Source organism: Streptomyces sp. NPDC086777 (assembly GCF_040702065.1).
Classification (GTDB): Bacteria; Actinomycetota; Actinomycetes; order Streptomycetales; family Streptomycetaceae; genus Streptomyces.
Map to the genome: position 1 here is coordinate 37,625 of NZ_JBFBJI010000024.1, position 17,560 is coordinate 55,184.

General features: G+C 72.3%; 19 protein-coding genes and 2 pseudogenes. 8 read left to right on the forward strand and 13 right to left on the reverse strand.

Annotation, left to right across the window (positions count from 1 at the left end):
• The first annotated feature begins 300 nt into the window (after positions 1-300).
• The 4 genes from AB0472_RS29775 to AB0472_RS29790 all read left to right on the forward strand — a co-directional run bounded on the left by AB0472_RS29775 (position 301) and on the right by AB0472_RS29790 (position 3,513).
• On the forward strand, positions 301-669 hold the full coding sequence (locus tag AB0472_RS29775) for a hypothetical protein (protein WP_366360817.1): 369 nt from the start codon (positions 301-303) through the stop codon (positions 667-669).
• A 299-nt stretch (positions 670-968) separates the two neighbouring features.
• Positions 969-1,964: a winged helix-turn-helix domain-containing protein gene (locus AB0472_RS29780; RefSeq protein ID WP_366360819.1), complete on the forward strand. Its 996-nt coding sequence runs from the start codon at positions 969-971 to the stop codon at positions 1,962-1,964.
• Positions 1,965-2,112: 148 nt separating this feature from the next.
• Complete coding sequence (locus AB0472_RS29785) at positions 2,113-2,526, forward strand: hypothetical protein (protein ID WP_366360821.1); 414 nt, start codon at positions 2,113-2,115, stop codon at positions 2,524-2,526.
• Positions 2,527-2,652: 126 nt separating this feature from the next.
• Complete coding sequence (locus AB0472_RS29790) at positions 2,653-3,513, forward strand: hypothetical protein (RefSeq protein WP_366360823.1); 861 nt, start codon at positions 2,653-2,655, stop codon at positions 3,511-3,513.
• 83 nt (positions 3,514-3,596) lie between these two features.
• On the opposite strand, the gene rbsD is transcribed toward AB0472_RS29790, so the two are convergent.
• The 5 genes from rbsD to AB0472_RS29815 form a co-directional block, all read right to left on the reverse strand.
• Positions 3,597-3,986 (reverse strand): D-ribose pyranase, encoded by a 390-nt coding sequence (gene rbsD / locus AB0472_RS29795; protein ID WP_366360825.1) that lies wholly within the window; start codon positions 3,984-3,986, stop codon positions 3,597-3,599.
• The gene (locus AB0472_RS29800) at positions 3,983-4,885 is read right to left on the reverse strand and encodes a ribokinase (protein WP_366360827.1); all 903 of its coding nucleotides are present in this window, start codon (positions 4,883-4,885) and stop codon (positions 3,983-3,985) included. Before AB0472_RS29800 ends, rbsD begins: the two co-directional genes overlap by 4 nt.
• A 73-nt stretch (positions 4,886-4,958) precedes the next feature.
• Positions 4,959-6,905 (reverse strand): substrate-binding domain-containing protein, encoded by a 1,947-nt coding sequence (locus AB0472_RS29805; protein ID WP_366360829.1) that lies wholly within the window; start codon positions 6,903-6,905, stop codon positions 4,959-4,961.
• Positions 6,895-8,421: a sugar ABC transporter ATP-binding protein gene (locus AB0472_RS29810; RefSeq protein WP_366360831.1), complete on the reverse strand. Its 1,527-nt coding sequence runs from the start codon at positions 8,419-8,421 to the stop codon at positions 6,895-6,897. Before AB0472_RS29810 ends, AB0472_RS29805 begins: the two co-directional genes overlap by 11 nt.
• Positions 8,418-9,449, reverse strand: a complete 1,032-nt coding sequence (locus AB0472_RS29815; RefSeq protein WP_366360833.1) for a LacI family DNA-binding transcriptional regulator — start codon at positions 9,447-9,449, stop codon at positions 8,418-8,420. Before AB0472_RS29815 ends, AB0472_RS29810 begins: the two co-directional genes overlap by 4 nt.
• 178 nt (positions 9,450-9,627) lie before the next feature.
• Between AB0472_RS29815 and AB0472_RS29820 the strand changes: the two genes are divergently transcribed.
• Entirely contained in the window at positions 9,628-9,804 is a 177-nt protein-coding gene (locus AB0472_RS29820) for a hypothetical protein (protein WP_366360835.1), read from the forward strand.
• On the opposite strand, the gene AB0472_RS29825 is transcribed toward AB0472_RS29820, so the two are convergent.
• From AB0472_RS29825 to AB0472_RS29840, 4 genes are all read right to left on the reverse strand, one after another.
• Positions 9,801-10,568 carry a DUF5995 family protein gene (locus AB0472_RS29825; RefSeq protein ID WP_366360837.1) on the reverse strand — a complete coding sequence of 256 codons (768 nt, stop codon included), beginning with the start codon at positions 10,566-10,568 and terminating at the stop codon, positions 9,801-9,803. The genes AB0472_RS29820 and AB0472_RS29825 overlap by 4 nt on opposite strands.
• A 99-nt stretch (positions 10,569-10,667) precedes the next feature.
• Positions 10,668-11,573, reverse strand: coding sequence for an MBL fold metallo-hydrolase (locus AB0472_RS29830; RefSeq protein ID WP_366360839.1), 906 nt, complete (start codon positions 11,571-11,573; stop codon positions 10,668-10,670).
• Positions 11,574-11,695: 122 nt separating this feature from the next.
• Positions 11,696-12,478 (reverse strand): VOC family protein, encoded by a 783-nt coding sequence (locus AB0472_RS29835; protein WP_366360841.1) that lies wholly within the window; start codon positions 12,476-12,478, stop codon positions 11,696-11,698.
• Between the two features lie 123 nt (positions 12,479-12,601).
• Positions 12,602-12,979, reverse strand: coding sequence for a nuclear transport factor 2 family protein (locus AB0472_RS29840; RefSeq protein WP_366360843.1), 378 nt, complete (start codon positions 12,977-12,979; stop codon positions 12,602-12,604).
• Positions 12,980-13,137: 158 nt separating this feature from the next.
• Between AB0472_RS29840 and AB0472_RS29845 the strand changes: the two genes are divergently transcribed.
• The gene (locus AB0472_RS29845) at positions 13,138-14,049 is read left to right on the forward strand and encodes a LysR substrate-binding domain-containing protein (protein ID WP_366360845.1); all 912 of its coding nucleotides are present in this window, start codon (positions 13,138-13,140) and stop codon (positions 14,047-14,049) included.
• 136 nt (positions 14,050-14,185) lie between these two features.
• Here the strand turns inward: AB0472_RS29845 and AB0472_RS29850 are convergent, their stop codons facing one another.
• The 3 genes and pseudogenes from AB0472_RS29850 to AB0472_RS29860 all read right to left on the reverse strand — a co-directional run.
• Entirely contained in the window at positions 14,186-15,367 is a 1,182-nt protein-coding gene (locus tag AB0472_RS29850; RefSeq protein ID WP_366360847.1) for an aminotransferase class I/II-fold pyridoxal phosphate-dependent enzyme, read from the reverse strand.
• Between the two features lie 154 nt (positions 15,368-15,521).
• Entirely contained in the window at positions 15,522-16,373 is an 852-nt protein-coding gene (locus tag AB0472_RS29855) for a PhzF family phenazine biosynthesis protein (protein WP_366360849.1), read from the reverse strand.
• A gap of 87 nt (positions 16,374-16,460) precedes the next feature.
• Positions 16,461-16,670 (reverse strand): annotated as a pseudogene (locus AB0472_RS29860) (hypothetical protein); the annotation flags it as partial.
• Between AB0472_RS29860 and AB0472_RS29865 the strand changes: the two are divergent.
• Positions 16,647-16,772, forward strand: a pseudogene (locus AB0472_RS29865) (transcriptional regulator); the annotation flags it as partial. The pseudogenes AB0472_RS29860 and AB0472_RS29865 overlap by 24 nt on opposite strands.
• Before the next feature lie 8 nt (positions 16,773-16,780).
• Positions 16,781-16,972 carry a DUF397 domain-containing protein gene (locus AB0472_RS29870; RefSeq protein ID WP_366360851.1) on the forward strand — a complete coding sequence of 64 codons (192 nt, stop codon included), beginning with the start codon at positions 16,781-16,783 and terminating at the stop codon, positions 16,970-16,972.
• Here AB0472_RS29870 and AB0472_RS29875 read toward each other — a convergent pair.
• The gene (locus AB0472_RS29875) at positions 16,944-17,531 is read right to left on the reverse strand and encodes a DUF4328 domain-containing protein (protein ID WP_366360853.1); all 588 of its coding nucleotides are present in this window, start codon (positions 17,529-17,531) and stop codon (positions 16,944-16,946) included. The genes AB0472_RS29870 and AB0472_RS29875 overlap by 29 nt on opposite strands.
• Positions 17,532-17,560: the final 29 nt, after the last annotated feature.

Genomic DNA, 17,560 nt, shown 5'->3' on the forward strand with positions numbered 1-17,560 from the left:
CCAGTACGGTGCAGGTCAGGAGGAGTGCCTACCGGCTCGGTCACTGCCGAGGTCCGCCGACCGTGTCGGCCGCTTTGCGTTCGCATGGATCCGATGCCATTGATATTACTTACAAACTCATTTCTTATAATGCCTGATGGGGATGTTGTCCGTTTCGCAATCCACAGGGAAATGATTCTGATTCGGTAATCGTCCGGCAGGTTGCCACCGGGAGGCCGGCAGGTCGTGCCTTGATGGACGTGCTCCCCGACCGGGGAGCCGGGAGTGACTCCCGACCTGTTCCCGCACCAGGGGTGTGTCATGAAGGCTCGTATCGCCGCAGTCTCGCTCGTCTCCGCCGCGCTGGTCGCCGGTGCCGCCGGTGCCGCCGGTGCCGCGCCGGCCCACACGCCCGCGCCGAGGCCGTCCATCTCGCTCTTCGCCGACAGCGTCCATGTGAAGAGGGACCACGGCGTCGTCTTCGCCGGGCGCACCACCGGCCTGCGCGAAGGGAGCCGGGTCACCCTCCAGGTGAAGGACGGCCGGCACTGGCGCTCGCTGCCCGTCACCACGACCGTCCGGCACTCCGCCTACAAGCTCTCCGACAAGTTCCGGAAGCGCGGCTTCGACACCGTGCGCGTCGTCGACGGCCGGACCGCCTCCCGGCCGGTGACGGTCGAGGTCCGCTGACCCGGAGGAATCCTGTTCCCGCGTACAACCCTCCCCCCGTCCCGCCGGTCTCACTTGGCGTCAGGGCTTTCGGAGGGGGATCCGGGGGGATCGCGGGGGTTCTGATGCGGAGGGGGAAGAGCCGAGGGGGTTCGGTCGACGGACCGGGCCCCCTCGAGGCATGTCCCGCCCCCTTTGACGAGTCGCCGGGGCCCGGCACCACGGGTGCCGTCGCGGCCGATTCCTGAGTTGTTCCCGGGGGACGGGTGCCCCAGGCTGCTCCTGAGCGGAACTATTGTTCGACTCGGGGGGCGGTTCTCGTGCTGCGCATCCACTTCACGCCTCAGGACCTGACCCGCGTCCGGGTGGCGAGCGCCCCCGACCCGCTCTGGGAGATCGCCTGCAGCCTGCACCGGTTACAGACCTCGCGGGGCCGCTGGGCCTACGCCGACTGGTACCGCGAGACCCGGACCACCCTCACCGGCACCCCCCTCGGCGTGGCCGTGCGCCGGCTCCTGATCCCGATCCTGCCCCGGGCCCGCTACCTGCCCGACTTCCTCACCCCGCACGAGGCCGCCGACGGCCTGGACCGCGGGCTCGCGGCCGTCGTCGACACGCCGCCCGGGCGGGTCGCCCACGAGGTCCGGATGCTGGACCGGTTCAGCGGCGCCCCCGACTGGGCGCCCCGGCTGGTGGAGCGCCGGACCAGGGAAGAACTGGCCAAACTTCTGCGCACGTACCACGAAACGGTCATCGCACCCCACGAGAGCCGTGTCGCCGCCGCAGTCGCCGGGGAGCGTGCCCTGCTCGCGCGCGACGCCCTCGACACCGGAGCCGACGGACTGCTCCGCGGTCTGTCGCCCGCCGTCCGCTGGCAGCCGCCGGTGCTCCAGGTCGACTACGTCGAGGACCGGGACCTGCATCTCGCCGGCCGCGGGCTGAGCCTGGTCCCCTCGTACTTCTGCTGGCAGTCACCGGTCTCGATGGCGGACGACACCCTGCGGCCCGTCCTGGTCTACCCCGTGCACGGGGCCCGCCGCACCGTTCCCGACCTCCCGCCCGACGCCACGCTCGCCGCACTGCTCGGCCGTACCCGCGCGGCCGCCCTGCGGTTCCTCGTGCTCGGCGCGACCACCTCCGAACTGGCCCGCCTGCTCGGCGTCTCGACGCCCACGGCCACCCATCACACGACCGTCCTGCGCGACGCCGGCCTGGTCGTCAGCCGACGGCGCCACAACACCGTGCTGCACACCCTCACACCGCTCGGGGCCGCGTTGCTCAGGTCGGCCTCGGGGCACGTCCCACGGGCCACATGAGTGTGCCCCCGTACCACTGGAGCGGCGAACTCCGGCGTCCGGCGCGGGACTTTAGACCCCTGTCGAAGGGTGTGGCCCGCGGGACACGTGCTCTGCGAGCGTTTCGGGTGCCCGATCCACCTCACATCCGAACCAGATGGGGGAAACCATGAGGAAGGCCATCGCCGCCGGTGCGTTCGCGCTCGTCGCCGCCGCCGGCTGTCTGGTGTTCGCGCCCGCCGCGTCCGCCGCCCCGGACGCCTGCGTGACGTCCACGCTCACCACCTCGGCGTACGAAGGCACCGGCGGCACCCACGTCAAGAAGTCGGCCAGCAGCAGCTGCAGCGACCTCAACCTCACCTACGTCAACGACACGACGGTCTACGGCTACGACGGTTACGCCGGCCGCCTGTACCACAGCTCCACCGGCACCTGGAAGACGTGCGACGCGGGGTACATCTGGCTCTACGACGGCTCCTACGCCGTCAACAGCGAGCTGCTGTGCACGGACGTCTCCGACAACACCACGTTCACCGTGGCGAGTGCGGCGAACGGCGGCGACACCGTCCACGTCGTGCACTGACCCGGCCCCAGGGTCTCCGGTCCCCGGCGGGTCCGGAGGCCCTGTCCGCCACGTACGGGACACGCAGGACACGCAGGACACGCAGGACACCCAGGACACGTAGAGGAGGGGACAGGAGTGGTCCGGATGTTCCGGCGCCCGGCCCTGGTGGGCGCGGCGCTCGTGGCGGCCGTCGCGGTGCTCGGCACCGCGTGCTCCACCGACGCCGCCCGGCAGCCCGGCCCGCCCGCCGCGACCGTGGCCCCGGCCCGGCTCGGCCGCACCCTGCCGGCCGACCCGGTGCGCATGGTCCTGCCGGCCACGGGGGCCGAGACCCGGTGGACCCAGGGCCTGTACGTGTTCGGGCAGCAGGTGACCCGGGCCGCCGCCGCCGACTGCGCCCGCAAGGGCGGGTTCGCCCTGCCCGCCGAGGCACCCCTCGCGTTCATCCGCTTCTTCGCCCTGCCCGACCTGGACTTCGTCGCCCGGCACGGCCTGAGCACCAGTGCCGACGTGCCGGCGGCCGCCGCCCCCACCACGGCCCGCAACGGCAGCGCGGCACAGGTGCGCCGCTGCCGGGCGCAGGGCGCGCAGGCCGCGGCCTTGCTGAGCGACCTCTACCTGCCCCTGGAACAGCGGTGGTTCGGCGAACTCGGCGCCGTGGACGGCGCCCCCGCCACGGTCCGGGCCCGGCGCGGCCTGCCCGGCTGCCTGGCCGGGCACGGGGCACCGGCCAAGGACGAGAGGGCGTTCATGGGGGTGGCCGACGCCCGCCAGCAGGCCGCCGCCCCCGCCGACCTCGCCGCCACGGAGCGCGCCATGGGCCGTGTGTACGCGGACTGCATGCGTCCCGTCGAGGCCGTCCGCGACCCCGCCCGGCTGAGCCTGCGCACGCGGTTCCTCACGGACCACGCCACCGAGGTCCGCACCCTGCGCCGGAAGCTTCTTCCCGCGCTGCGGGCGGCGGAGGGGCGCTACGGCGTGACCCTGGTGTTCCCCGAGCCCTGACCGGGATCAGCCGGAAGCGCTCCCGTCGGCGGCGCCGTCGTGGCCGGCCGCGCCCCTGAAGGGGCGTACTGCCTGAGCGGGGTTCAGAAGAACACGCCGCACCGCAGCAGCACGTTCGCGTACGGGCGGGCCTCGCCGGTTCGTACGATCAGGCGCGCCTGCGCGGACAGGTCCTTCAGCTGCTCGTGCGGGACCAGGGCCAGGTCGGGGAAGTGGCCGTCCAGCAGCGCTGCGGTGGCCGGATTGGCCCCGCGCATCTCGGTGGCCGCGGTGGCGCCCTCCACGACCAGTTCGGCCAGCAGGCCCTCCAGCACCTCCGCGAAGGACGGCACCCCGGCCCGGAACGCGAGGTCCACGACCCGCGGCCCGTGCGGGATCGGCATCCCGGCGTCGCACACCAGCACCCCGTGCCCGTGCCCCAACTCGGCCAGCGCCCCGGCGAGATGACGGTTGAGGATCCCGGCCCGCTTCACAGCGCGTCGACCTCCGCCGCGGTCGGGTACGACTCCTGCGCGCCCCGCCTGGTCACCGCGGCCGCCCCGACCCGCGCCGCGTACGCCGCCGCCTCGGCGAGCGACGCGCCCGCCCCGAGCCGTACCGCGAGGGCCGCCGTGAACGCGTCCCCGGCGCCCGTGGTGTCCACCGCGTCCACCCTGACGGACGGCACGGAGGCGACGCCGTCCCGGTCGGCCACCAGCGCACCCGCCGCGCCCAGCGTCACCACCACCGACCTCGGGCCCCTGGCGAGCAGGAGCCGCGCCCAGTCGGCCGGTTCCCCGCCCGCGGCCGCCTCTCCGAGGAGCACCTTCGCCTCGTGCTCGTTGACGATCAGCGGGTCACAGGCCGCGAGGACCTCGTCCGGAAGGGGCCGCGGCGGGGACGGGTTGAGCACGAACCGGCTGCCGGGGGTCAGGTTCCGGACCACCTCCACCACCGTCTCCAGCGGGATCTCCAGCTGCGCGGAGACCACCCGGGCGGCCCGGAGGAGGCCGCCCGCGGCCCGTACGTCCTCCGGTACGAGCCGGCCGTTCGCGCCCGGCGAGACCACGATGCTGTTGTCCCCGGAGGGATCCACGGTGATCAGGGCGACGCCCGTGGGCGCCCCGCCCGCCAGCACGCCCGCCGTGTCCACCCCGGCGGCCCGCTGCGAGTCGAGCAGCAGCCCGCCGTGCGCGTCGTCGCCGACCCGGGCCAGCAGGGCGGTGCGGGCACCGAGCCGGGCGGCCGCGACCGCCTGGTTCGCGCCCTTGCCGCCGGGGTGCGTGGCGAGGTCGCCGCCGAGCACGGTCTCACCGGCGGCCGGCCGCCGCTCGACCCCGATCACCAGGTCGGCGTTGGCCGATCCCACGACCAGGAGGTCGTAGTCGTACATGAAGTGACTCCCTAAGAGAACGAGTTGAGGCGGCCGGGCCCGGCAGGTGCGGCCCGGCCGCCTCCTTGGTACCTCAGCCCGTGAACCCGGCCACGTTCTCCTTCGTGACCACCTTCACCGGCACCTTGATCGTCGACTCGACCTTCTTGTCCTGGATCGCCTTCAGGGCGTTGTCCACGGCGATCTTCCCGAGCTGCGAGGGCTGCTGGGCGACCGACGCGTACAGCGTGCCGTTCTTGACCGCGGTCAGGCCGTCGGGGGTGCCGTCGAAGCCGACCACCGAGACCGACTTGCCGGCCTTGGAGCCGAGCGCCTTGATCGCGCCGAGGGCCATCTCGTCGTTGGCGGCGATGACGCCCTGGACGTCCGGGTGGGCCTGGAGCAGGTTCGACATCACGTCGAGCCCCTTGGTCCGGTCGAAGTCGGCCGGCTGCTGGGCCACCACCTGGATGCCGGGGAAGGCCTTCAGGCCGTTGGCGAAGCCCTGCGCGCGTTCGCGGGCGGCGGAGGTGCCGGCCTGGCCCTGCAGGATCACGATCTTGCCGTGGCCGCCGAGCTTGTCGCCGATCGTCTTGGCGGCCAGCTCACCGCCGGTGACGTTGTCGGAGGCGACCAGCGCGTCGGTCTTGGCGTTGTTGACGCCCCGGTCGACGGCGATGACCGGGATGTCCGCCTTGTTGGCGGCCTTCACGGAGTTGCTCGCCGCGTCCGAGTCCACCGGGTTGACGATGACCGCGCCCAGTCCCGAACTGGTGAAGTTCTGGAGCTGGTTGGCCTGCTGCGAAGCGTCGTTCTGGGCGTCCGTGACGGTCAGGTCCACGCCCAGCTTCTTCGCCTCGGCCTGCGCGCCGGAGCGGATCTGCACGAAGAACGGGTTGTTCAGGGTGGACAAGGACAGGCCGACCTTCGGGTTGCCCGAGGAGGAACCGGTGTGCAGCAGGGAGGTCGCGGCGACGAGCCCGACGGTGACGGCGGCGGCGAGCGCGTACGTCCCCGCCTGCTTGCCCTTGTTGCCACCGGTACCGGCGGCCACCGGGGTCGCGCCGGCCTTGCGGCGCACGGTGTCCAGGAGCACGGCGAGCGCGATGACGACACCGATGACGACCTGCTGCCAGAACGCGGAGACGTTCAGCAGGTTGAGGCCGTTGCGCAGCACCGCGAGGATCAGCGCGCCGATCAGCGTGCCGGAGGCCTTGCCGGTACCGCCGGCCAGCGACGCGCCGCCGATCACCACCGCCGCGATGGCGTCCAGTTCGTAGCCGTTGGCGGCCTGCGGCTGCGCGGAGGAGAGCCGGGAGGCCAGCACGATGCCGGCGACGGCCGCGAACAGTCCGGACAGCGCGTAGATCGCGAGCTTCTGCTTGTTGACCCGCAGCCCGGACAGCCGGGCGGCCTCCTCGTTGCCGCCGATCGCGTACATCGAACGCCCGATGTACGTCCGGCCGAGCACGAACGCGGCGATCAGCCCCATGACGACCATCACGAGAACCGGTACCGGCAGCCAGCCGCCGAGCGTGTCACCGAGGTGCGAGACCGAGGCGGGGAAGGCGATCGGGGAGCCGTCGGAGATGACCAGCGCGAGGCCGCGCCCCACCGAGAGCAGGGCGAGCGTCGCGATGAACGGCGGCAGCTTGCCGTACGCGATGAGGAAGCCGTTGACCAGACCGGCCACTATGCCGGTGGCGACGGCCAGCAGGACGGCCAGGAAGACCGGGACCCCGTGCGAGGTGGCGCTCCAGGCCAGCACGGTGGCCGACAGGGCGGCGACCGAGCCGACCGACAGGTCGATGCCCGCCGCGACGATCACGAAGGTCGAGCCGAAGGCGAGGATGGCGACCACGGCCGCCTGGACGCCGACGTTCAGCAGGTTGTCGGTGGTCAGGAAGTCACCCGACAGCGCCGACATGGCGATGACGAGGACGATCAGCGCGGTGAGCGCGCCGTTGTCGAGGAGCAGCCGGCGTACGCCGGAGACGCCACCGGCGCCCGCGTTCTTGCTCTTGAGGGTGTCAGTGGCCACGTCCGGCCTCCTTGTCGGTTGTGGTGGTGGGGGTGGAGACGGCGAGGGCCATCACGGAGTCCTGGGTGGCCCGGTCGGCGGAGAGCTCGCCCGCGATCCGGCCCTGCGCCATCACCAGCACCCGGTCGCTCATCCCGAGGACCTCGGGCAGGTCGCTGGAGATCATCAGGACGGCGGCCCCGGCGGCCGTCAGCTCGTTGATCAGCTGGTAGATCTCGACCTTGGCGCCGACGTCGATACCGCGCGTCGGCTCGTCGAGGATCAGCACCTTCGTGTCGGCCAGCAGCCACTTGCCGATGACGACCTTCTGCTGGTTGCCGCCGGAGAGCGTGCGCACGTGCTGGCCGAGCCCGGCCATCCGTACGCCCAGCTGCCCGGCGATCCGCTCGGCGGCGACATGCTGCCCCCGGAGGTCGACGATCCCGGCCCGGGTCGCCCGGCGCAGGGTCACCAGCCCGAGGTTCTCCTCGACGGAGGCGTCCAGGACCAGTCCCTGCCCCTTGCGGTCCTCGGGGACGAGCCCGATCCCGGCGGCCATGGCCGCGTTGACGTCGTGCCGCTTCAGCGCCGTACCGGAGACCTGCACGGCCCCCTTGTCGTACGGATCGGCACCGAACACGGCCCGCACGACCTCGGTACGGCCGGCACCGACCAGACCCGCGATGCCAACGACCTCACCGGCGTGCACCTGGAAGCTGACGTCGTGGAAGACACCGTCCCGGGTCAGCCCGTCCACGGACAGCAGCACGGCACCGGTCTCGGCCCGCTCGCGCGGGTACTGCTGCTCGATGGACCGCCCGACCATGAGCCGGACCAGTTCGTCCTCCGGAGTGGTGGCGGGCACCTGGCCCACGCTCCTGCCGTCCCGGATCACGGTCACCCGGTCCCCGATCTCGGCGATCTCCTCCAGGTGATGGGTGATGAAGACGATCCCCACCCCGTCCTCGCGCAGCTGCCGCACGATCGCGAAGAGCTTCTCCACCTCCTCCGAGGTGAGCACGGCGGTCGGCTCGTCCATGATGAGCACGCGCGCGTCCAGGCTGAGCGCCTTGGCGATCTCGACCATCTGGAGACGGGCGATACCGAGTTCCCGCACCCGGGCACGCGGTGAGACGTGCACGCCGACCCGCTGGAGCAGGGCCTCGGCGTCGGCCTCCATCCGCTTCCGGTCGATCATCCCGAGGCGGCGCGGCTGCCGGCCCAGGAAGATGTTCTCGGCGACCGTGAGATCGGGCACCAGGTTGAACTCCTGGTAGATGGTGGCGATCCCGAGGCGCTCGGAGTCCTGCGCACCATGGATGCGCACCTCCTCGCCGCCGGCCAGGATCCGCCCCTCGTCGGGCGTGTAGGCGCCGGAGAGCATCTTGATGAGGGTGCTCTTGCCCGCTCCGTTCTCACCGAGGAGTACGTGCACCTCGCCCCGGCGCAGATCGAAGTCGACGCCGTCGAGCGCGACCACGCCGGGGAAGGATTTGCGTATGCCCTCGATGCGCAGCAACTCGTCCGGGTTGCTCACGACGTGCTCCTTTGCACAGGGGTCTGGTTCATTCCGGGACGCGCGCCGCAGGAGCGGCGCACGACGAGCCGGGCGGGGAGGGTGACGGACTGCGGAGGCCGCCCCTCGATACGGTCGATCAGTGCGCGGACGGCGGCCCGCCCCAGCTCACCGGTCGGCTGGGCGATCGCCGTGACCGGCGGATCGGTGTGCACGAACCACCGGATGTCGTCGAACGCGGCGAGCGCGATGTCGTCCGGCACCCGCAGGCCACGCGCGCGTACGGCGTCGAGCGCGCCGAGCGCCATCAGGTTGTCGGCGGCGAAGACCACCTCGGGCGGTTCGGGCAGGTCGAGGAACCCCTCGGTGACCCGCCGCCCGCTCTCGGCCTGGAAGTCGCCCTGGCCTATGTAGGCCTCGGGGAGGGGGACGCCGTACTCGGCGAGTGCCTCCCCGAAGGCCCGCACCCGCTCGCTGCCGGTGGTGGTGGCCGCGGGGCCCGCGATGATCGCGAGCCGCCGGTGCCCCAGCCCGTACAGGTGCGCGACGAGGTCCCGTACGGCGGTCTGTCCGTCCGCCCGGACCACGGGCACGTCGACGCCCGGGATCCACCGGTCGACGAACACCATCGGCGTCCCGCCGCGCGCCGCCTCCAGCATCAGCGGCGAGCCGCCGTCGGTGGGGGAGACGAGCAGCCCGTCGATACGGCGGTCGAGCAGTGTCCGTACGTGATGGTCCTGCAGCTCGGGGCGTTCGTCGGCGTTGCCGATGATCACGCTGTAGCCGTGCGCGCGCGCCTCTTCCTCGACCGAGCGGGCCAGCTCCGTGAAGTACGGGTTGAGTACGTCACTGATGACCAGGCCGAGAGTGCGCGTCTGGTCGGTGCGCAGGGAACGGGCGACGGCGTTCGGGCGGTAGCCCAGCGACTCGACGGCGGCCAGCACACGGGTTCGGGCGTCGGCGCTGACCGACGGATGGTCGTTCAGGACACGGGACACCGTGGCGGCGGAAACGCCCGCCGCGGCGGCCACGTCCTTGATACTCGCCATCGCCGCTCCACCTCCTCGTGGAACTCATGGAATCGATTTCATGCACTGCGTAGAGAGGATTGGAATCGATTACACGGGTGTGAGGCAAGGCCCCGGAGGTGGCCGAAATCCAATCGTGACCGACGGGTGAACCGGAGGGGGCTGACCCACGTGCCGCCTGGCCTGTGGAATTCCGGTCATGACGCGAACCGAACGACGTGAGGGCGCGCTCCTGCTGTGCGTCGCCCTCATGGAAGGCTCCCTGATCGCCGGCGGGAAGCTCTCCCCGGCCTGGGCGGTCACGGTGTCGGTGCTGTACCTGGGGTTTTTGGCGGTCTACGTGCGCGACCTCGTCCGGCGTCGGCGGGGCCGCTAGGCGGTCGCCGCCACGGCGCCGTCCAGGTGTCCTATGACGGCCGGCACGTCGGCGTTCTCCGTGTGCCGGATCAGCTCCAGGGCCGGCCGGACGATGCCGCCGGGACGCGCGATCAGCCGGGCGAGCACGGTGGCCCGGGTGTCGAGGCGTTCGACGGTGGCGGCGCGCTCCGCCGCGTTCTGGCCGGCCAGCAGGACCGCGTTGTACCAGGCCTCCGCGCGGGACTCGCGGATGCTGAAGTCGAGGATCTGCTCGTCGGTGCGGCCGCCGACCTTGTCCAGCAGCGACAGCAGGGGCGACAGCGCGTCCACGGAGTCCTGCACCGCCAGCACCACGCGCGCGAGAATGTCGTTGATCAGCAGGAAGTCGTGCCGCAGGTCCTGGATGTCCCCGCCCGGGACGGTCTCCGCGGCGGCCACCGCCAGGTCGAGATTGATGTGCGCGTTCACGCCCAGGACCAGGTGCTGGACGATGACGGTGTCGGCGTCGTCGAGCAGCCCGAAGGTCTCGCGCCAGCAGCGCGGCCCGCTCCGGTCGCGGCGCCAGGCGTCGTACGCGGCGAAGTAGCGGTTGCCGAAGAGCGTGTCGAAACGGTCCATGCGGGGGCCGTCCTCGAACAGCCCGGCGTGGACGGCGGCGCGGATCTCGACGGTCACCTGCCGGTACAGGGCCGCGAAGTACCCGATCCGGTCACCGCCCTGCTCGGCCTCCCGCACGATCCCGGCGAGCCCGTCCACCACGTCGTCGATGTTCTGTGCCGCCATGCCCAGTTCCCCTTCCCGGCAGACCGGTCTGCAGCCCCGTCCTACCACCGCGCGGCGGCGGGCGGGGCCGAACCCGGAGACGAGGCCGGGCGGCGGAACTCACCAGCGGACCGCGCCGAAGTCCACCGGGCGGGGCCTGAGTTCGCGGGTACGGGCCGTCAGGTGCCGGATGCGTGCGGCCATTTCGTCCTGGGGGAGGCGGCGGCGGTCGCCGTGTCCCGGCAGCAGCCACTCGAAGCGCAGCCGGTCGGCGGTCCGGGCCAGGGAGGCGGCCAGTTCGCGGATGGAGTACCAGGTGACGCTGTCCGCCACCTCGATGTCCGCCGTCGTACGCGACCAGTAGAAGCTGTCGCCGCTGAAGCAGTACCGCTCGTCGGCCAGGTAGAGCACGCTGCCCCGGGTGTGCCCGGGGAGGGGGAGCGCGAGGACGCCGTCGGCGACCTCGGCCGGTTCGGTGCCGCGCAGCACCCGGTCGGCGTCCGGCGCGGCGGCGAGGTCGCCCTCGTGGATCCAGAGCCGGGCGCCGAAGCCGTCGGCGTAGCTGCGGCCGTGCGCCGCGTGGTCGCGGTGGGTGAGGAGTACGTCGGTGACGGGCCCCCGCGCCGCGTAACGGGCGGCGAGCGCCGGGCTCCAGCGCGGGGTGTCGATCATCATCGACGTGCCGTCGGGGCGGCGCAGGAGGTAGGAGTTGGCGCCCGCGGTGTGCGGCGAGTTGTGGCCGCACAGCAGCACGGCGCCGGTGTCGGGACCGGAGTCCTCCAGGGGCATCGGGAAGGGATCCCGGGCCGGGTCCAGCCGCCCGCCCGGTGGCCGGACGGACCGGGTGGGGCAGGCGTGCGCCGCCGCGTGCAACCGCGCCGTCTCCGCCGCGTCACCCGGCTGGCGCAGTACGGCCGAGCGTCCGGCCACCTCCCCGACGAGCCCCGGGGCCAGCTGCCGTGCCACGTCGCAGTTCGTGCAGCGCCCGTCCACCCGCCAGCCGTGCCCGGCCTGTCCGGTCCCCATGACCCCGTCCCCTTCCGTTCCCGTACCGCCCGGTCGTCCCAGGGGTATCCCGGGCGGCTGGGGAAGCGGAAGGGGGCCGGGGACTGGTGCCTGCGGCCGGGGGCTGCTCCGCCGTCGGCGGCTCACATCTCCTTCGGCTTGAACACCGCGAAGGTCGCGCCCTGCGGGTCGGCGACCACGGCCATCCGGCCGGCCATCATCTCGAACGGCGGGGCGAACACGGTGCCGTTGCGCTTGACCAGGGCGTCCACCGTGGAGTCGACGTCGTCGACCGCGAAGTAGGTGAGCCAGTGCGGCGGGACACCGGGACGGTCGTCGCCGAGCTGGGCGGCGCCGCCGACGCCCCGGCCGCCGACGTTCAGCGACCAGTAGGTCCCGTCGGCGCCCTCCATCGGCTGGATCTCGATCCCGAAGGACTCCCCGTAGAAGCCGGTGGCGGCGAGTACGTCGCTGGTGTTCAGCTCGTTCCAGATCAGTGCGCCCGGCTCGTTGACCACGCCCGCGCCGTGGAAGTCGCCCGGCTGCCACACCCCGAACACCGCGCCCTGCGGATCGGCGGCGATCAGCATCCGGCCGATGTCGCCGACATCCATCACCGGGGCGATCAGCGTGCCGCCCGCCGAGACGATCGTGTCCTGGGTGGCCTGTGCGTCGGTGCTGGCCAGGTAGGTGGTCCAGACGGTGGGCGGCTCCGGCTGCCCCTCGGGAGCCATGGTCGAGCCGATGCCGGCCACCGGCTTGCCGTGCAGCGTGCAGACCGCGTAACCGCCGAAGTCGGCCCCGCCGACCTCGCCCTGCCAGCCGAACAGGTCACGGTAGAAGTCCAGCGCGGCCTGCTGGTCCTGCGCCATCAGATCGACCCAGCAAGGGGTCCCGGTCGGGTACGGAGTAGTGACTTCGGGCATCTCCAGCTCTCCCTGCGCGCGAAAAATTTCCCCGCCGCCCACCTTCACCGTCCTGGCCGGTTCCCGCCACCGGAACGGCCGGGGTTTTACGGTCCGCTCACCGGGAGGCGCTCCCCGCCCGCGTCACGCCCCCCGGCTCCGCGGCGGCGCCACGAACTCGGGCTGGTCGAGCAGACGCAGCCAGCTGCCGTCGGGCTGGCGCCTGACGACCTGGGCCCGCGCTCCGGTCCCGTCCTTCGGCGGGGTCGAGGTGAGGGCGATGTCGCCGCTGAGCAGCGTCGGCAGCGGCTGTTCCGGCTCGAAGCGGGGGCGGTCGGCCAGCACCTTCTCCCACAGCGCGCGGATCGCCTCCCGCCCCACCGTCCGTTCGCCGGGCGGGAAGGCCAGCACCGCGTCCTCCTCGTAGAGCGCGGCCACCCCGGCCGCGTCACCGGCGTTGGACCGCTCGACGAACAGGCGGGTGATGTCCTCCGGCCGCATGGCCTTCTCGTACTCCGTCATGGGACGCCTCCTCGGTTCGGACCTCGTCGCCTTCCAGGGTGGTCGGGCGCCTGCCAGAAGTCCAACAGATGGATCTTCTACGAACTAGAATCCTCAGTCATGGAGGTGCCGGTCATGGAGGTGCCGGTCATGGAGGTGCCGGTCATGGAGGTGCGGTCATGGAGCTGAGGCAGTTGGAGTACTTCGTCGCGGTCGCCGAGGAGCGGAACTTCACGCGGGCGGCCGAGCGGGTGCGCATCAGCCAGTCCGGAGTCAGCGCCCAGATCCGCCAGCTCGAACGGGAGCTCGGTGCCGAGCTGTTCGACCGGTCGGCCCGCACGGTCACCCTCACCGTCGCGGGGCGGGCCGCGCTCGACTACGCCCGCGCCGCACTCACCGCGGCCGGGGCGGTCGGCCAGGCGGTGGGAGAGGTGACCGACCTGATCCGGGGCCGGCTCACCGTCGGGATGGTCATCGGCTGCACCCTCACCCCGCTGTTCGACGCCCTCGCCGCGTTCCACGAGGCGCATCCCGGCGTAGAGCTCCTGCTGCTGGAGGACGGTTCCGACCGGCTCGTCGACGGTGTCCGCGGCGGGACCGTGGACCTGGCGCTCGTCGGGACCGCGAGCGCCACCCCCGACGGGCTGGACGCGCTGACCGTCATCAGCGAACGGATCGTCGCCGCCGTCCCGGCCGGGCACCCCCTGGCCGGCCGGGAGCGCGTCACCCTGCGGGACCTGATGAGCCATCCGATCGTCTGCATGCCGACCGGGACCGGCCTGCGCGCGGTGTTCGACCAGGCCTGCGCCACCCGGAATCTCCGGCCCACGATCGCCCTGCAGGCCAGCGCCCCGGACGCCATCGCCGACCTCGCCGTCCGCGGGCTCGGCGTGGCCGTCCTCAGCGAGTCCATGGCCGCGGGCCGACGGGACCGGCTCGTCGCCCGCACCGTCGACGACGTCGCGACACCGGCGTTGCTGGCCCTGGTCTGGAGGAGTGCGCACAACCCCGCGGTGCGCGAGCTGCTCGTGCACAGCCGACGGGAGTTCACCCGGGCCGGCTTCGCCCTGGGCGGTGTCGATACGGAATGAGCTGGAGGGGGGGTGCGGTCACGCCGTCTTCGGCTGTGGGTGCCAGGTGCCGTCCAGCGGGACGCCGGCGGCCGCCGCGACCCGGTCACGGGATTCCAGCAGGCGGGTACGGAGCCCACCATGAAGACGCTCTGACTCAGATGCGGCTGCCCGTGGCCACCGAGTCGGCCGCCGCGACCACGTCGGCGACCAGGTCCGCCGTGTCCTCCGTGCCCGCGGCGAGCCGGACCAGACCCGGCGGGACCGCGGCGGCGATCTGCTCCTCGTCGAGCATGCCCCGCCACATGGACGCCGGGTGCACGGCCAGCGACTCCACGCCGCCGAGACTGGCCGACCGGCGGGCGTGGCGCAGCCGGCCGAGGAACGCGTCGGCCGCCTCGAAACCGCCGGTGAACTCGACGCTCAGCACCCCGCCGAACCCGCTCATCTGACCGACCGCCAGCTTGTGCTGCGGGTGGGAGGCCAGGCCGGGATAGTGCACCCGGCTCACGGCGGGGTGGGCGTCCAGAGCCTCCGCGAGCGCCTGGCCGTTGGCGTTGTGCCGGGGCATCCGCAGCGGCAGGGTGCGCATACCGCGCAGCAGCAGCCACGCGTCGAACGGCCCGAGTACGGCGCCGGTGAGCAGACCGGTGTCCCAGACCTTGTCGAGGAGTCCGGCCGGACCGGCCAGCACGCCGGCGGAGACGTCGGTATGGCCGTTGAGGTACTTGGTCGCGCTGTGCCAGACCAGGTCGACGCCGAAGTCCGCCGGGCGCTGGTTCAGCGGGGTGGCGAAAGTGTTGTCGGCCATGGTCAGCACGTCCTGGGCGCGGGCCAGGTCCGTGACGGCGCGCAGGTCGGTGATCTGGAGCAGCGGATTGCTCGGGGTCTCGACCAGGATCAGGCGGGTCCGTGGGGTCAGCGCATTCGCGAACGCGGCCGGATCGGTCTGGTCGACCAGCGTGGTCGTCACGCCGAACCGGGGCAGCAGGTTCAGCAGCAGCGACGCCGTACCGCCATACGTGGACCGCTGCCCGACGACATGGTCGCCGGCGGAGACCAGGGCCAGTACGGCGGTGGTGAGCGCGGCCATACCCGACGCCGTCACCATGGCCGCCTCGGTCCCCTCCAACTCCGCGACGACGGCCGCGACCTGGGCATGGTTCGGGTTGCCGAAGCGGGTGTAGAAGTCCTGGCCGCGCGGGTCGACGGCGGCCCGCGCGAAGGTCTCGCCGTCCGGGGCCGAGAAGGCCGCCGTCTGGTAGATGGGCGGTGCCACGGCGCGCCGCGGAAGGACGTCGCGATCGGCGTGGACGGTGACTGTGCTGCTGCCCGGCATGGCTGCGTGCCCTTCCGCGGTCGGTCGGTGTGACGCGGTCAAGCGTGACCGACGGAAACACGAAAGGGATCGAATCTCGGCAACATTGGCAGCACATTGCGCCGCGATAGGGGTGCTGAATTGTGCTAGTGGACGAACTCGCGCAATTTCATGCTCACACGGTGATCGTGCCGCGGATGCAGACGGTCGTGGCACCACTCACCCACACCGTGCCGTCCGCGTCGGCGGTGACCTCGATGGCCGCGGCCCGTCCCACTCGCGCGCCCTGCGAGACCCGGTAGGCGGCGGGAGCCGCGCCGGTCGAGGTGAGCCACTGTCCGACGGCGGCGTTCATGCTGCCGCAGGCGGGGTCCTCGGGCACTCCGCAGCGCGGAGCGAAGGTCCGCATCTCGAAGTCGTACGGGGACCCGTCCGGGTGGGCCCCGATCGCGCCGACCATCGCGTCCGGGATGCGGGAGAGGTCGGGTTCGAGGGCCAGCACCTCGTCGGCGGTGGCCAGCCGGACCACGGCCCACCCCGGCCCGTTGTCCACCCACTGGTGGGCGAGGACCCGATCCCGTCCGATGCCGAACGCCCCGACTATCCGCTCCAGGTACTCGTCGTCGAGCGCGCCGTCCCGCACCAGCGGCGGCGCGGCGAAGGACAGCACACCCTCCCCGCGGCGCACGGTGACGAGACCGGCGCCGCACTCCTGCACGATCCGGTCCGCGAGCCGCGGCACACCGCCACCGTCCAGCCAGGCGCACGCGGAGCCAAGGGTGGGGTGACCGGCGAACGGCAGCTCACCGTCCGGCGTGAAGATCCGCAGCCGGTAGTCCGCCTCGGCGACGGTGGGGGCCACCACGAACGTGGTCTCGGACAGATTCGTCCACCGCGCCACGAGCTGCATCTGCTCGTCCGTCAGATCCACCCCGTCGAGAACGACCGCGACCGGGTTGCCGCGATAGGGGCTCGTCGAGAAGACGTCGACCTGGACGAACGAGCGGTTGCGCGGCGGCATGGTCATCACGGCCCTTTCGGTGACGGAGCCGGCTCCATCACAACCGCATCCCGCGCCGCCAGGACATGGCCAGTGGCAACAAAGTGGACTGGCTCAGGCCGCGGCCAGCTCGCACCACACGTACTTCCCCCGGTCGCCGAACCTCGACAGCGGCTGCCACCCCCACAGATCCGAACAGGCCCGTACGAGCGCCAGCCCCCGTCCGTCCTCCACCTCCCCGAGCCGCTCCAACGGCACGGGCGGCTCGGGCGGTTCGGGGTCCGCGTCCCACGCGCCGATGCCCTCTTTATCGATTCCGAGGCTCAGCTCAGCGTCTATCGAACGCGCTTCCGTAGGGTTGAGGCTGTATCGCTCACCCCCGAACGGTCGCGGGACTTCATCCACAAGCTGGCGAAAGAGCTGTGAGGCACCCCATGGACACCTGGCGGAAGTCGTCGTACTCAGGCGAAGGCGACGGCAACGACTGCGTCGAGATAGCCCCCACCCCCACCCGCACAGCCGTCCGCGACTCCAAAGCCCCCGCCCGCGCCACCCTCACCTTCCCGACGGGGGCCTTCGCCGCGTTCGTTGCGGAGCTCAAGTCTGCGGGGTCAGCGGGACGGTAGGCGCCGCGCCCTGCAGCGCCGTGACCCGCTCGATGAGCAGCGCCGCCAGCACGGCCGCCGCGAGCATGAGGGCCTCCGTCACCACGAGGCAGGGCAGCGAGCCGGGGGCCACCCGGCTTACCGCCGTGAGCAGCAGCGCGTGCGCGACCCAGGCGCCCCACCACAGGTTCACCAGGGTTGTCTCCCGCTGCTCCCAGGACGCGGAGCCGGCGCGCCCGATGTCGAGCACGATCCGGCGCGGGGCGATGAGGTTGACCACTGGTATGAACCAGGCGCCGATCAGCCAGCCCCGGCTCGGGACCGCGGCCTCTGGGGACAGCGCCTGGGCGTTGCGCCGGGAACGGGCCAGCCACACGAGGAACAGGACGGTCGCGAGCGTCATCAGATTCACGAAGATCATGGAGACGAGGCCGGACCTGTTCAGGTACGCGGCCGTGGGGTGCAGGTGGCGGTCCCGGACGGCCACCGCGCGGAACACGTCCGCCACGGCCGCCGCAACTATGAGGGCCTGCGCGGAGCGGGCGAGGAACCGGGGAGTCGTGCGGGCGGCGCTCGTCATCGTCTTCGGCCTGTCTCGATAGGTCTGCG

Excerpts from the sequence above, each read along its gene's own strand:
- AB0472_RS29775 (WP_366360817.1), top strand. The coding sequence starts at position 301 with ATGAAGGCTCGTATCGCCGCAGTCTCGCTCGTCTCCGCCGCGCTGGTC.
- AB0472_RS29785 (WP_366360821.1), top strand. The coding sequence starts at position 2,113 with ATGAGGAAGGCCATCGCCGCCGGTGCGTTCGCGCTCGTCGCCGCCGCC.
- AB0472_RS29790 (WP_366360823.1), top strand. The coding sequence starts at position 2,653 with ATGTTCCGGCGCCCGGCCCTGGTGGGCGCGGCGCTCGTGGCGGCCGTC.
- AB0472_RS29800 (WP_366360827.1), bottom strand. The coding sequence starts at position 4,885 with ATGTACGACTACGACCTCCTGGTCGTGGGATCGGCCAACGCCGACCTG.
- AB0472_RS29815 (WP_366360833.1), bottom strand. The coding sequence starts at position 9,449 with ATGGCGAGTATCAAGGACGTGGCCGCCGCGGCGGGCGTTTCCGCCGCC.
- AB0472_RS29820 (WP_366360835.1), top strand. The coding sequence starts at position 9,628 with ATGACGCGAACCGAACGACGTGAGGGCGCGCTCCTGCTGTGCGTCGCC.
- AB0472_RS29825 (WP_366360837.1), bottom strand. The coding sequence starts at position 10,568 with ATGGCGGCACAGAACATCGACGACGTGGTGGACGGGCTCGCCGGGATC.
- AB0472_RS29830 (WP_366360839.1), bottom strand. The coding sequence starts at position 11,573 with ATGGGGACCGGACAGGCCGGGCACGGCTGGCGGGTGGACGGGCGCTGC.
- AB0472_RS29835 (WP_366360841.1), bottom strand. The coding sequence starts at position 12,478 with ATGCCCGAAGTCACTACTCCGTACCCGACCGGGACCCCTTGCTGGGTC.
- AB0472_RS29840 (WP_366360843.1), bottom strand. The coding sequence starts at position 12,979 with ATGACGGAGTACGAGAAGGCCATGCGGCCGGAGGACATCACCCGCCTG.
- AB0472_RS29845 (WP_366360845.1), top strand. The coding sequence starts at position 13,138 with ATGGAGCTGAGGCAGTTGGAGTACTTCGTCGCGGTCGCCGAGGAGCGG.
- AB0472_RS29850 (WP_366360847.1), bottom strand. The coding sequence starts at position 15,367 with ATGCCGGGCAGCAGCACAGTCACCGTCCACGCCGATCGCGACGTCCTT.
- AB0472_RS29855 (WP_366360849.1), bottom strand. The coding sequence starts at position 16,373 with ATGACCATGCCGCCGCGCAACCGCTCGTTCGTCCAGGTCGACGTCTTC.
- AB0472_RS29870 (WP_366360851.1), top strand. The coding sequence starts at position 16,781 with ATGGACACCTGGCGGAAGTCGTCGTACTCAGGCGAAGGCGACGGCAAC.
- AB0472_RS29875 (WP_366360853.1), bottom strand. The coding sequence starts at position 17,531 with ATGACGAGCGCCGCCCGCACGACTCCCCGGTTCCTCGCCCGCTCCGCG.